Consider the following 14,018-nt stretch of genomic DNA (forward strand, 5'->3'; position numbering starts at 1 on the left):
TTCGCCGAGTAACGTGCGTTTTTCTCATGTTCGACGCGAAAATAAGTCGTTTGTCGTGCGCTAAACGCATGAACAGAATGGCCGCTATCCCGTGCCACGCGTGTCGCCACTCGAAGCGATCCGCCTGCATTCATCGGAGGAGTCACTTCATGCGCACCGAACGCAATTACGTGAACGGCCGTTTCGTCGCCCCGGAAAGCGACACGTTCATCGTCGTCCACAATCCCGCCACCGAAGCGCCGTTCGCGCGCGTGCCGGCCGCCACGCCGGCCGCGGCACTCGCCGCCGTCGACGCCGCGGCCGCCGCGCAGAAGGCGTGGCGCACGCTGCCGAGCGCCGAGCGCGCCGCCTACCTGCACCGCTTCGCCGACGCGCTGACCGCACGCGCGCCCGAGATCGGCGCGGCGCTCGCGCAGGAATCCGGCAAGAGCGTCGAGGACGCGTCGAACGAAGCCGTCTACGCGGGCCAGATCACGCGCTACCACGCCGAGTGGGCGCGCCGGATCGAGGGCGAGATCATCCCGAGCGACACGCCCGACGAAAACCTGTTCCTGCAGCGCGAGCCGATCGGCGTCGTCGCGTGCCTGATCCCGTTCAACTACCCGGTCTACACGCTGCTGCGCAAGGTCGCGCCCGCGCTGATCGCCGGCAACACCGTGGTCGTGCGGCCGAGCAACCACACGCCGGTGTCCGCGTTCGAGATCGCGAAAGCCGCCGACGATGCCGGCTTCCCGCCGGGCGTTGTCAACATCCTGACGATGGATCACGCGACGGCCGAAGCGCTGTGCACGCATCCGGCCGTCGGCATGATCACGCTGACCGGCAGCGTGAACGCAGGCCGCAAGGTGCTCGACTACTGCAAGGTGAACATCGCGAAGCCGTCGCTCGAACTCGGCGGCAAGACGCCCGCGATCATCGAGCCCGACGCCGACCTCGAACGCGCGGCCGCCGCACTCGTCGCGTCGAAGACGACGCACTGCGGCCAGCTCTGCACGGCGATCGAACGCGTGTACGTGCACGACAGCGTGCACGACCGCTTCGTCGCGCTGCTGAAGGAGAAGATGGCGGCCGTGCGCATCGGCGACCGTGCGGAAGACGCGTCGCGGATGGGCCCGCTCGTCAGCGCATCGGCGCGCGCGCACATCCACGGGATGGTCGAACGCGCGATCGCGGCCGGCGCGACGCTCGAAACCGGCGGGGCGATTCCGGCCGGCCCCGGCTTCTTCTACCCGGCCACGCTGCTGACGAACTGCCGGCAGGACATGGAGATCGTGCAGGAGGAAACCTTCGGCCCGATCATGCCCGTGCTGCGCTACACGACGATCGACGAAGCGATCGGGTTCGCGAACGACCACCAGTTCGGCCTGTCGTCGGTGCTCTACACCGAGCGCTACCGCACCGCGATGACCGTCGCGAACGCGATCGAAGCCGGCGAGCTGTACGTGAACCGCACGCCGGCCGATCCGTACCAGGGTTTCCACGCCGGCTGGAAGCGCTCGGGCCTCGGCGGCGACGACGGCAAGCACGGGATGCTCGAATTCACGCAGACGCGCCTCGTCGTCATGAAGTACTGACGCCGTCACGCCAACGCACCGTTTCCGGCGCGCGCACCCGGACACCACGCCGCGCGCGCCGCCCCTGACCCAACCAGAACATAAAAAATCTGCAGGCGTCCGCCTTAAGGACGCCTGATGGAGGAAGACATCATGCCGACCCAACCGTCGACACCCGCCGCGTCGCTCGCGTTGCAGGACAAAGCGCGCGACGCCCACGCGTCGCAGCATTCCCGCGCGCAACGCTACGTGCAACTGCTGCTGGTCGTGATCGCCGCGGGCGCGATCTACCCGATGCTGTATCTGCGGCAGGTGTACCAGCCGACGATGCTGCAGTTCTTCCGTATCGACGACGTGCAGCTCGGCTACCTGTATTCGTCGCTCGGCACGATTTTCCTGATCAGCTATTTGCCGAGCGGCTGGCTGGCCGACCGCCTGTCGCCGCGCTGGCTGATCTGTTTCTCGCTGCTCGCCACCGGCGCGCTCGGGCTCGTCTACGCGACCGGGCCGTCGTTCGACATGCTGGTGCTGATCTTCGGCGGCTGGGGGCTGACCACCGGCCTCACGTTCTGGGCCGCCGTGATCAAGCGCGTGAACATGATCGCGGGCCCCGACGAACAGGGCCGCTTCTTCGGCCTGCTCGACGGCGGCCGCGGCCTCGTCGAGGCACTGCTCGCGACGATCGCGATCACGCTGTTCGCCTATGTGACGCAGGCGCGCGGCGGCACTGACGCAGCCGGCTTCAAGCTCGTCGTCCACCTGTACGCATTCTTCTGCATCGCGCTCGGCGTGTTGCTCGCGCTGGTGAAGGATCCGTCGAATACGGGCGACCGTGCCGCGGCCGCGAAGCGCACCCGGGGCAACGTGCTGACCGACCTGAAGACGCTCGCGGCGATCCCCGAACTGTGGCTCGTCGCCGCGATCGTGTTCTGCGGCTACCAGGTGTTCTGGGCGACCTACAGCTTCTCCGCGTACCTGCACGAAGGCAATTTCGGGCTCAGCGCGACGGCGGCCGGCTTCATCACGACGCTCAAGCTGTGGATGCGCCCCGTCGGCGGCATTGGCGGCGGCTTCCTCGGCGACCGCGTATCGAAGGTGTCCGTGCTGTTCTGGGCGCTCGTGCTCGCCGCGCTGTCGCTCGTCGGGCTGATCGCGGCACCGGCACACAGCCCGCAGGCGATGCTCGTCGTGCTCGTGCTGTTCATCGGCATCCTCACCTACGCGGTCCGCGGCCTGTACTGGTCGCTGCTCGACGACTGCAAGGTACCGACGCATTGCGCGGGCCTCGCGATCGGCCTGATCTCGGTGCTCGGCTATTCGCCCGACGTGTTCGTGCCGCTGATCAACGGCTACGTGACGCAGACCTACCCGGGCGCGCACGGCTACCAGCTCTATTTCGGCTATATCGCGGCCATCGCGCTCTGCGGCGCGGGTGCCGCCGCCTTCCTCAAGTACCGCCTCAACCGCATCCAGGAGTCCGCATGAAGATCGTTTCGCTCGAAACCCATATCGTCGCCGTGCCGCCGCCGCATGTCGGCGGGATGTACTGGATCTTCGTGAAGCTGAAGACCGACGACGGCATCGAAGGCGTCGGCGAGATCTACTCGGCGACGTTCGGCCCGAAGGCGATGGCGCCGATCATCGACGACGTGTTCGAACGCCACCTGCTCAACCGCGATCCGCATCACGTCGAGCGGCTGTTCCGCCAAGCGTATTCGAGCGGCTTCACGCAGCGGCCCGATCTCACGATGATGGGCGTCGTCAGCGGCCTCGAGATGGCATGCTGGGACATCATCGGCAAGGCCGCCGGCAAGCCGGTGTACGAACTGCTCGGCGGGAAAATCCACGAGCGGCTGCGCTCGTACACGTACCTGTACCCGAAGAACGCGAAGGGCGAATACGACTACGACGATCCCGACCTCGCCGCCGAATGCGCGGCCGAGAACGTGAAGCTCGGCTTCACGGCCGTCAAGTTCGATCCGGCCGGCCCGTACACCGCTTACTCGGGCCACCAGCTGTCGCTCGAGGTACTCGACCGCTGCGAGCTGTTCTGCCGCCGCGTGCGCGAAGCCGTCGGCAGCAAGGCCGACCTGCTGTTCGGCACGCACGGGCAGATGGTGCCGTCGTCGGCGATCCGGCTCGCGAAGCGGCTCGAGAAGTACGACCCGCTGTGGTTCGAGGAGCCGGTCCCCCCCGGCCAGGAAGAAGCGATCGCGCAAGTCGCGAAGCACACGTCGATTCCGATCGCGACCGGCGAGCGCCTGACGACCAAGTACGAATTCCACAAGCTGCTGCAGGCGGGCGGCGCATCGATCCTGCAATTGAACGTCGCGCGCGTGGGCGGCCTGCTCGAAGCGAAGAAGATCGCGACGCTCGCCGAAGTGCACTACGCGCAGATCGCGCCGCACCTGTACAACGGCCCGGTGGGCGCGGCCGCGAGCATCCAGCTCGCGACCTGCACGCCGAACTTCCTGATCCAGGAAAGCATCATGACGTGGGGCGGTTTCCACGCGGAGGTCGTGAAGACGCCGATCCGCTGGGAAGACGGCTACATCGTCCCGTCGAACGAACCGGGCCTCGGCATCGAGCTCGACATGGACGTCGTGAAGCGCCACACACCGTACACCGGCGAACGGCTGCACCTGCAGATGGGCGAGCACCCCGTCGACGTGAAGGATCTCGCCCCCGCGAAGGGCTGAGCGCAAAGGACAGACATGAGCTACGACTACATCATCGTCGGCGCGGGCTCGGCCGGCTGCATCCTCGCGAACCGCCTGAGCGAATCGGGCCGGCACTCGGTGCTGCTGCTCGAAGCGGGCGAGCGCGACGCGTCGTTCTGGTTCAAGGTGCCGGTCGGCTTCACCAAGACCTACTACAACCGCCGCTACAACTGGATGTACTACAGCGAGCCCGAGGCACAGCTCGCCGACCGCAAGCTGTACTGCCCGCGCGGCAAGGTGGTCGGCGGATCGGGTTCGATCAACGCGATGGTCTACGTGCGCGGCCAGCGCAGCGACTACGACGACTGGGCGAACGCCGGCAACCCGGGCTGGGCGTACGACGACGTGCTGCCGTATTTCCGCAAGCTCGAAACGCACGCGGCCGGCGCGACCGATCCGCAGCATCATGGCTCGACCGGGCCGATCCACATCACGTCGATGAAGGCCGACGTGCACCCGATCGTCCACGAATTCCTGAAGGGCTGCGGGCAACTGAACCTGCCGCGCACCGACGATTTCAACGGCGCGCGGTTCGAAGGCGCGGGCATCTACGACCTGAACACGAAAAACGGCGAGCGCTGCTCCAGCAGCTTCGCGTACCTGCGCCCCGCGCTGGGCCGCGCGAACCTCACGCTGCGCTCGGGCGTGCTCGTGCGGCGCGTGACGTTCGACGGCACGCGCGCGACCGGCGTGGTCGTCGCGGGCGAACACGGCGACGAAACGCTCGTCGCCGCGCGCGAGGTGATCCTCGCGGCCGGCGCGGTCGATACGCCGAAGCTGCTGCAACTGTCGGGCGTCGGCGATCCGTCGCTGCTCGCGCGCCGGCGCGTGCCGCTCGTGCATGCGCTGCCGGCCGTCGGCCGCAACCTGCAGGACCACCTGTGCGTGAGCTTCTACTTCAAGGCGAACCGGCCGACGCTGAACGACGAGATGGGCACGCTCATCGGCAAGATGAAGATCGGCTTGCGCTACCTGCTGACGAAGCGCGGCCCGCTCGCGATGAGCGTGAACCAGGCCGGCGGCTTCTTCCGCGGCACGGACGATGCGCCGGAGCCGAACCTCCAGCTCTACTTCAACCCTTTGTCGTACCGGATCCCGAAGAGCGACCGCGCGAGCATCAAGCCCGAGCCTTATTCGGGGTTCCTGATCGCGTTCAACCCGTGCCGGCCGACGAGCCGCGGCACGATCGAGATCGCGTCGAACCGCGCGGAAGATGCCGCGAAGATCCACATCAACGCGCTGACCACGCAGAAGGATCTCGACGAAGCCGTGCAGGGCAGCAAGGTGATCCGTGCGCTGATGCGTGCTCCGGCGCTGAAGTCGATGACCGTCGAGGAAATCTCGCCGGGGCCGCAGGTCGATTCCGACGCAGCGATGCTGCAGTACTTCCGCGAGCAGTCGGGTTCGATCTATCACCTGTGCGGCTCGTGCGCGATGGGGCCCGACGCGGCGACGTCGGTGGTCGATGCGTCGCTGCGCGTGCACGGGCTGCAGGCGCTGCGGATCGTCGATGCGTCGGTGTTCCCGAACATCACGTCGGGCAACATCAACGCGCCGACGATGATGGTCGCGGAGAAAGGCGCGGATCTGATCCTGGCGGACGCGCTGCGCACGGAAACCGCCGGCGCGCCGGCGCACACCCGCGAAACCGTCCCGCACTGACGCGCCGCCCCCCTGCCTCGTCCGCTCGGGACAATGCCCGCCGGCACACGGGAAAACACTGCCACGAACAGGCCGCGCGACCCGTGTGCACAGGCTCGAAACGTGCATTCGGTTTTGACGAAAGTCCCCGAGAAACGGGTGGCTCGCGTGCGATGTGACGCGCGTTCGGCAAACGCGTAGCGCGACGCGAAGCGAAGCGATCCAGGGCAACGCACGCGCCGGCCTGCCGGCGGTGTGCCCCAAGGGGGAACCGCAGGCCCGATGGGGGAGACGCGTCGTGAAACGCATGCCATTTCGCTGCATCCGTGCCATCACGTATGCAAGCGTGCTGCTCTTTCAGGCCCAGGCGCAGGCGCAGTCGCTGGACGCCCAGTCGACCGAGGAGAACATTTCCGCACTGCGCCACGAAGTCGATCGTCATCTGCAGGAACTGAACGCGCTCAAGCGCAAACTGAACGACGAAGAAGCCCATCTGTCGCGCCTGAGCCGGGCGCTGGACGACCGGGAACTCGCGGCCCGGCGCGGTGCGGGCCCCGGTGAGGCCGGCGGCTCCGGCGACGCGGCGGCGCCGGCCGATACCGGCGCCCCGGGCGGCGCACCCGGCACGGCAGACAACGTGCCATCCGCGGCCGGGTCCGCCGCGCCACCGAGCCAGCCGATCGGCCAGGCGCCGGTGGCGGAAACCGCGCCGCCGCCCGTCGCGCCGATCTTCGATCAGCCCGGCGTGCTGACGCCGAAGCACAAGTTCGTCGTCGAGCCGTCGTTCCAGTTCAACTATTCGTCGTCGAACCGCGTCGCACTCGTCGGCTACACGATCATCCCCGCGCTGCTGATCGGCCTGGTCGACGTGCGGGAAGTCAAGACGACCACGCTGACCGGCGCGGTCGCGGTGCGCTACGGGATCACCAACCGGATGGAAGTCGAAGTCCGCGTCCCCTACGTGTACTCGACGAACGACACGATCAGTCGCGAGATCTTCACCGGTTCCGCCCAGGACAACGCGTTCAACAGTCACGGCAAGGGCCTCGGCGACGTCGAAATGACGCTGCGCTACCAGTTCAATACCGGCGGCCCCGACAAGTTCTATTACATCGGCTGGCTGCGCTTCAAGACCGCCACCGGCAAGAGCCCGTTCGACGTCGTCACCGACTGCGTCACGCGCTGCGTCGGCAATGCCACCGGCACCGGCCTGCCGCTCGAGCAGCCGACGGGCTCGGGCTTCTACGCGATCCAGCCGGGCCTCACCTGGCTCTTTCCGTCCGACCCGGTGGTGTTCTTCGGCAACCTGAGCTATCTGCACAGCTTCAGCCGCGACAATCTGAGCCTCACGATTCGCGACGGGCAGAAGGATTTCATCGGAAAATTGCAACCCGGCGACATCTGGGGTTTCAACATCGGCATGGGCCTCGCGCTGAACGAGAAAGCGTCGGTGAGCCTCGGCTACGACCAGAGCATCGTGCTGCCCACGAAACAGAACGGCCAGACGATTCCAAGCTCGGTACGCGTGATCCTCGGTTCACTGCTCCTCGGCTACTCGTACCGGCTGTCGCCGAAGACCACGCTGAATCTTTCGATCGGCGCGGGCCTCACGCGCGACACGCCGGACGTGGTCATGACGCTGCGCGTGCCGATTGCATTCTGATCGCCGACATGCGCCGACACGCGCCGACGGCGGCCCGCGCGACGCACGCCGGCACCCGCGTGCGATGACCCGCCCCTCCGCCGATCATCGACCGCTCGCCGCACCTCATCGTCCCGGCAACGCGCCGAGCAGCGCATGGTTCAGCGTCGACATCACGTTCAGGTTCTTGAACGTCGCCAGTGTGTTGACGGTCGTGTTGATCGTCGTCAGCGCCTGGATTTGCTGGTTGTTCAACGTGTTCTGGATCACCGCGCCGGTCAGCGCCGGCAGCGCGGCGGGCTGCGCGGCGTTGCCCGCGCCCACCTGGATCAACGCGCCCGCGTTCGCGGCCGCCAGCGCCTGCGCCTGTTGCGCGGTGATATGACTGATGTCCGGGATGTTGAAGCTGGTCGTCGTCACCAGCGTGCCGTTCACGAATGCGACACGCGACACGCCGAACGAAATCTTCAGGCCGCTGGGCATATCGAAGCCGCCGCGCATCGCATCGAGGCGCGCGTCGCCGAGCGCGATCGCACCGGTTGCCGCCCAGTTTCGTTGCTGCGCGCCGCCCGACTCCGGTTCCGGGGCCGGCGGCCCGGCCGCGCACTCCGCCATCGCGAGCGGCCCGGCACGCTCGATCGGCGCGCCCCCGGCCGCCGACTCCGCAGGCGCCGTATCGACGCCTGCGTTCGCGGCGGCTGCCGACACGACGCTGCTCGCCTGCGCGACAGGCTCGACCGTCGCGGTCGGCGCGCCGTCCTGCATCGCCGCCGCACTCATGCACGTCGCCCCGCCGCACACCATCGCGGCGATGCCGGCGATCCTCCTGGTCTCGGATCTCATGACGATCCTCAAAAGTCGCTCGGGCCGTGCTTCGGCATCACGACGTTGTACAGGCCGTCGTGGGCAATGCCGGTGTAGAGCGGCGCGCTCGGCGCAACGCGCCAGTCCCGCGGATCGTTGAACACCGCCCGCTCGGGCCGGTTGTGGATCACGAAAATCACATGGTCTTCCCACTTCTGCTCGAAACTCGCCAGCGACATCGGCCGCGTGCCGGTGGCCGGATCGCCGACGAGCACACGCCCGTCACGCAGCCCCTTCACGACCACGAAATGGTGATAGCCGTGCTCGGTGATCAACACGATCGCCGGCGTGTGCGTCTTCGTAAGCGTCTGCAACGGCAACTCGAAGCCATCCGCGACGAAGCCGTGCGCGTCGAGAAAACGCCGGATGTCGAGCAGCGAGAAGCCCTGCTGGCGAATCTTCTCCTGATTGCCGTTCTCCCACATCTGGGCGAAGGCGGTCTGCTCGGTCATCGGATAGTCATACTGATAAGTCAGCAGCGTCGCGACGGCGGCCGACCCGCAGCTGAAATCGAACTGCTGCTTGACGGTGCGCTTGAACCGCGCTTCCTTGAGACTCGTGACGTGCATCGCATAACCGGCGCCCGCCGGATCGACGATCGTCATCTCGTCCGCCGATGCAACCGGGCCGGATAGCGCGTACGCGAGCGCCACGATGCACGTGGCGGCAACCTGTCTCATCGCTCAATTCCCGAAGCGCACGTTGAGCACCGTCGCGTTCTGGATCAGCACGTTCGCGCCGGTATTCTGGATGACCGTCGGCAGGCCGCTCGCATTGGCGAAGGAGCCGTCGGTGATCGCATTCGAGCCGGTCGACACCCGGTTCGCGACGTTGTCGGCCACCGCGCCGGTCAGATAATTCTGGCCGATCAGCGCATCGCCGCCCCGATGCTCGTCGAGCTGGTCGGGCGTCATCGCGACGCCGAAGCCGGCCGCTTGCGCGGTCGCGGCGCCCGTCGCGGAGGGTGTCGCCGTCGCCGGGGGGGAGACGGTCGCGGCCGGATCAGCTTGATCGGCGCGTGCGGCGGGTGGGGAAGGGGGCGCGCCTGGCACAACGCCGGCAGATGACTCCACCGCGACGGTTCGCGCCTCATCAGCCATAACATGGGCCGTCATACCCGGCAGCAGCGCTGCGGGCAATATCACCTGCGAAAGTGCCGTTCGGATTCGCATGGCTGTCTCCTTGATCCCCGCGCGAGCCGGCACGAACCGGGCGCACGGGGAGCGGAATCCGCGTGATCGTCGATCGACGGAAATCGGCCCGGCCTGCGCCGACGAGAGCGAGACGGCCATTCGGCCATCCCGCCCTTGCCGGCGCGCCAGTCCCTTGGCGATGGAACGCGAGCCGCGGGGTCGCCCGCGCCCGCGTCGACGCATCCGGCTCGCCGGGACCAACCGGCCGTTCTAACGTCCGACCGACAGGTTGGCCTGCACGGTCACGGCCTGCTGAACGAGCGACGCCATGCCGCTGTTCTGGTTGGCGACCATGATGCCCGCCGCGGTCTGGCCGACGCTCGCCATTGCGTTGGACATGTTGAATGTCCCCGCGTTGACCGTATTGGCTCCGCCTGCGCCACCCGCGCCGCCGACCGCGCCGTTACCGACGCCGCCGTTGCCCGCGCCGCCTGCGCCGCCCGCGCCGCCCATCGCGCCCACCGCGCCGCTACCCGCGGTCGCGCTGCCGTTGCTGGCCGTCGTCGTCGCGCCACCGTTCGTCGCGCCGCCGCCCGTGCCCGCGCCGCCGGCTCCGCCGTTGCCCGCCGTGGCCGTCGCCGCGCCGCCGGTGCCGCCCGCGGCCGCACCGCTGCCGCCGGTACCCGAGCCCGATCCGCCCGAAGCCGTCGACGTACCCGCCGACCCTGCGCCGCCCGTGCCGCTACCCGAACCGCTGCCGGTGCCCGTGCCCGTGCCGGTACCGCTGCCGGCCGATGCGGACGCGCTTCCGCTGCCATGATTCTTGGCCCACGCGGAACCGGCATCGGCCGCACCGGTGCCGCCGCCCCAGCCGGTGCCGGCACCCGTGCCGGAGCCGCCTACGCCGACCGAAGCCGCGATGGCGCCGCCGCCCTTGCCGGAGCCATAGCCGCCGCTCGCCGTGGCCTTGCCGCCGGCCCCGCCGCTGGCGTCAGGTGAACCGCCGGTTCCGCCGCCACCGCCGTTGCCGGTGCCGGCCGTCGCGCTGCCGTTGCTGGCGTTGCCTGCCGTGGCGCTGCCGTTATGCGCGCTGCCGCCTTTCCCGCCGCCGCCGCCCGCGCCGCCGCCGCCGCCGTTACCGCCCGCGCCGCCGTAGCCGTAGCCGTTGCCGCCCTTGCCACCGCTTCCGCCGGCCGCGCTGCCCGAATTGGTCGCGTTGTTGCCAATGCCCCAGACCTGGACATTGCTCACGTACCCGTCGAGTTTGCTGATCGCGACGATCTTGGTACTGTTGTAGGAATCCTGATAGACGCTCGCGCCAGGCGAGACTTCATTTGCATTGGACCCGGTGGTGCTGGTCTGGCTTGAGCTGACCGAATTGCTGAGCGTGTTCGATCCGTCATCCGCTTTCTGGCTGCACGTCGAACTGGCATTGCTGCTGCATGGATTCGCCATCGCGTAGCCGCTGCATCCCAAGGCGAGAAGCGCAGCGGACGCCAATAAAGTCTTACGCATGAAATCCTCCTGAAGTAACGAGGAACGGCTTGGCCGACCGCACCAATCCGGACGACAACACGCATCGGCGATGCCACGCCGCCAAGCGGCCCGAATACCAAGAGACCGTGGGATTTTTCACGCGACATGGCCAGCCCCGCGCGACGCCGGCACGCCACTCATGTTTCAACGCTGAAACGTGCGGAGCGGCACGATACCGCGGCGTCCGCGACGCGGAGATGCCTTTCCCGTTTGCATTCAAGGGCTTGCCGATCTAGCCGGCGCGGGCACGGCAAATGCGCCATGTTTCATTTTTGAGATTGCCGTCGAGGGCCCATTCGGGTTGGCCTGTCGTGCCGGATATTCGATCTCGATCGCAAACCCGCGCACCCCCAAGGACGCGCGCGAATTCGTTCCGCCGAGGCGTTAAAAACCCCGATAAAGCGCCATTCAGAAATGTTTCGAATGTGATAGGTCGCCTTTTTTCTTCGGCGCCCGTCAGCGGGTAGCGCCGGCACGCGCGGATCGGGTGATCGATTGGCATGAGGATTTCGGCCGACGGACGCGAAGGAATGGCGACGTAGAACCTTCACACCGACTCGTCCGCCGGACGAGACAGAAGGTCGTCACGGAAGGAGAACGCGATGACCACGCATCTCGGGCAACCCGGCCGGACAACATCTGGACGCTGTCGCTGCTCGCGATCGGCGACGGCGAGCGTGCACTCGAAGTCAGGTTCGGCCCAATCACGCCAGGCGCAGCGTGCAGCCACCACGCAACCGTCTGCGGATATGACGCATCGCGGTCGTTGAACGGCGCGTCGATCCATCCCCCTCGCATTGCCCGTCGTTTCCCGCCCGTCGTCGATTGTTGCCGGTCGAACAACATGATGTGTGCGCGCCCGGTGCTTCCGCCTTTCATCCCCCTGACTACAATCCTTCTCACGCCCGGTTGAAAGGCGAGCGAAGCGAAACGCGCGAAAGTCGTGGTCGTGCTCGTGAACCGCACCCTGCAGTGCGACTTACCCCACTCGATGAATAGGACTATTGATGATGAGCGAAACCACCCGCAATGTTCAGCCGGTTATCTCCGACCTCGGCAAGCCAGGTTCAGGCGAACTCGTGCCGTCCCGCTACGCCGTGCGCGTGGGTGACGTCGACGTCGTGCTGATCAGCGACGGCATCCTGCCGCTGCCGACCTCCACCATGTCCACCAACGTAAGCGAAGCGGACCGCAATGCCTGGTTCGACGGCCGTTTCCTGCAACGCGACATGTTCGACTGGGCGCTGAACATCGCGCTCGTGCGCAGCGGCGAACGCCTGATCCTGATCGACTCCGGCGTCGGCGACGGCTTCGAATACTTCACGCGCGCCGGGAAGTCGGTGATGCGTCTGGAATCGGCCGGCATCGATTTGTCCGCGCTCACCGATATCGTGATTACCCATATGCACATGGATCACGTCGGCGGGCTGAACGTCGACGGCGTCAAGGCCAGGCTGCGCCCGGACGTGCGCATTCACGTGTCGGCCGCGGAAGTGGCGTTCTGGAAAAATCCGGACTTCAGCAAGACGGTGATGCCGGAAACGGTGCCGCCGGCCCTGCGCAAGGCGGCCGAGAAGTTCGTGACGCTTTACGGCGAAAACATCGTCCAGTTCGACCAGACCGTCGAAGTCGCCGTAGGCGTGTCGGCGCGCGTGACGGGCGGGCACACGCCCGGGCACTGCGTCGTGGACATCGCATCGAACGGCGAGAAGCTGACGTTCGCGGGCGATGCGATCTTCGAAGTCAACTTCGATCATCCCGAGTGGCAAAACGGCTTCGAGCACGATCCTGAAACGGCTGCCGCCGTGCGTATCGCACTGTTCAATGAAGCCGCCGAGACCGGCGCGCTGCTGGCCGCCGCGCACGTCGCGTTTCCGTCCATCGGTCATATCGCCAGGAACGGCGATGGATTCCGGTTCGTGCCGGTTCTGTGGGATTACTGATTACTGGTCACGGATCGGTACTCGACGATCACGACGAAACCGCCGCGCGTCCACGAGACTCGCGGCGGTTTTTCGTGGACGATGAAGTGTCGTCGCCGTGGCCCCGGAACGAAGCATGCCGCCATCCCGGCTTCCCGCCCGGACGACTTCGTCAATTCACACTCGTGCGCTTCTCCACGAACCGCCGGACATAATCATCCGCCGGCCGCGAGAGAATATCGTCCGGCGTCCCGACCTGCACGAGCGTGCCGTCGCGCAAAATCGCGATGCGATCACCGATGCGCAGCGCTTCGTCCAGATCGTGCGTGATGAACACGATCGTCTTCGCGAGCGTCGCCTGCAGCTCGAGCAGTTGATCCTGCATCTCGGTACGGATCAGCGGATCGAGCGCGGAAAACGCCTCGTCCATCAGCAGCACGTCGGTATCGGCCGCCAGCGCGCGCGCGAGCCCGACGCGCTGCCGCATCCCGCCCGACAGCTCGTCCGGGTAATGATCGCCGTAGCCGTCGAGCCCGACCTTCGTCAGCCAGTTGCGCGCGGCCTCGGCCGCATCGTGCCGCTTCTCGCCACGCGTGCGCAGCGCATACGCGGCGTTGTCGAGCACGGTCTGGTGCGGCAGCAGCCCGAAGTTCTGGAACACCATGCTGACCTTGAAGCGGCGCAGCTCGCGCAGCCCGTGTGCGTCGAGCTTGATCACGTCGCGGCCGTCGATCACGATCTCGCCGGCCGTCGGCTCGATCAGCCGGTTGAAGTGCCGCACGAGCGTCGATTTCCCCGAACCCGACAGCCCCATGATCACGAAGATCTCGCCCGACTCGATGCCGAGGCTCACGTCGTTGAGCCCGACGTTGCAGCCCGTTTCGGCCAGCACGTCGGCCTTGCGCTTGCCCGCGCGCAGCAGGTCGAGCACGCGCGCATGCGCGGCCTGCGGCCCGAACAGCTTGTACACGTGTTTGACGTCGATGGTCGCCATGTCTGTCTCCCGT

Annotated in this window: 11 protein-coding genes; 6 read left to right on the forward strand and 5 right to left on the reverse strand. The window is 67.1% G+C overall.

All coding sequences use genetic code 11. The features are described 5' to 3' along the window. Positions 1-149 precede the first annotated feature (149 nt). The 5 genes from aldA to CFB47_RS30925 all read left to right on the forward strand — a co-directional run bounded on the left by aldA (position 150) and on the right by CFB47_RS30925 (position 7,577). Positions 150-1,574 carry an aldehyde dehydrogenase gene (gene aldA / locus CFB47_RS30905; protein ID WP_089463298.1) on the forward strand — a complete coding sequence of 475 codons (1,425 nt, stop codon included), beginning with the start codon at positions 150-152 and terminating at the stop codon, positions 1,572-1,574. Positions 1,575-1,706: 132 nt separating this feature from the next. Next, the gene (locus tag CFB47_RS30910) at positions 1,707-3,038 is read left to right on the forward strand and encodes a nitrate/nitrite transporter (RefSeq protein WP_179259002.1); all 1,332 of its coding nucleotides are present in this window, start codon (positions 1,707-1,709) and stop codon (positions 3,036-3,038) included. Continuing rightward, positions 3,035-4,252, forward strand: a complete 1,218-nt coding sequence (locus CFB47_RS30915) for a mandelate racemase/muconate lactonizing enzyme family protein (RefSeq protein ID WP_089457462.1) — start codon at positions 3,035-3,037, stop codon at positions 4,250-4,252. Before CFB47_RS30910 ends, CFB47_RS30915 begins: the two co-directional genes overlap by 4 nt. A gap of 15 nt (positions 4,253-4,267) precedes the next feature. After that, the gene (locus CFB47_RS30920) at positions 4,268-5,935 is read left to right on the forward strand and encodes a GMC family oxidoreductase (RefSeq protein WP_089463300.1); all 1,668 of its coding nucleotides are present in this window, start codon (positions 4,268-4,270) and stop codon (positions 5,933-5,935) included. A gap of 277 nt (positions 5,936-6,212) precedes the next feature. After that, on the forward strand, positions 6,213-7,577 hold the full coding sequence (locus CFB47_RS30925; protein WP_089443497.1) for an acetate kinase: 1,365 nt from the start codon (positions 6,213-6,215) through the stop codon (positions 7,575-7,577). 105 nt (positions 7,578-7,682) lie between these two features. Here CFB47_RS30925 and CFB47_RS30930 read toward each other — a convergent pair whose 3' ends face one another. The 4 genes from CFB47_RS30930 to CFB47_RS41355 form a co-directional block, all read right to left on the reverse strand. Next, on the reverse strand, positions 7,683-8,399 hold the full coding sequence (locus tag CFB47_RS30930) for a hypothetical protein (RefSeq protein WP_143330883.1): 717 nt from the start codon (positions 8,397-8,399) through the stop codon (positions 7,683-7,685). An 8-nt stretch (positions 8,400-8,407) separates the two neighbouring features. Beyond that, positions 8,408-9,100 carry a C39 family peptidase gene (locus CFB47_RS30935; protein ID WP_089463302.1) on the reverse strand — a complete coding sequence of 231 codons (693 nt, stop codon included), beginning with the start codon at positions 9,098-9,100 and terminating at the stop codon, positions 8,408-8,410. Positions 9,101-9,103: 3 nt separating this feature from the next. After that, positions 9,104-9,712, reverse strand: coding sequence for a hypothetical protein (locus tag CFB47_RS41865; protein WP_256946777.1), 609 nt, complete (start codon positions 9,710-9,712; stop codon positions 9,104-9,106). A gap of 111 nt (positions 9,713-9,823) precedes the next feature. Beyond that, a complete protein-coding gene (locus tag CFB47_RS41355) occupies positions 9,824-10,804 on the reverse strand; it encodes a hypothetical protein (protein ID WP_218829432.1) in 981 nt (326 codons plus the stop codon). A 1,295-nt stretch (positions 10,805-12,099) separates the two neighbouring features. Here CFB47_RS41355 and CFB47_RS30955 point away from each other — a divergent pair. Further along, positions 12,100-13,032 (forward strand): MBL fold metallo-hydrolase, encoded by a 933-nt coding sequence (locus CFB47_RS30955; protein WP_089463305.1) that lies wholly within the window; start codon positions 12,100-12,102, stop codon positions 13,030-13,032. Positions 13,033-13,183: 151 nt separating this feature from the next. Here the strand turns inward: CFB47_RS30955 and CFB47_RS30960 are convergent, their stop codons facing one another. Further along, positions 13,184-14,005, reverse strand: coding sequence for a glycine betaine/L-proline ABC transporter ATP-binding protein (locus CFB47_RS30960; protein WP_089457455.1), 822 nt, complete (start codon positions 14,003-14,005; stop codon positions 13,184-13,186). Positions 14,006-14,018 lie beyond the last annotated feature (13 nt).

This window comes from Burkholderia sp. AU27893 (assembly GCF_002223205.1).
Lineage (GTDB): Bacteria > Pseudomonadota > Gammaproteobacteria > Burkholderiales > Burkholderiaceae > Burkholderia.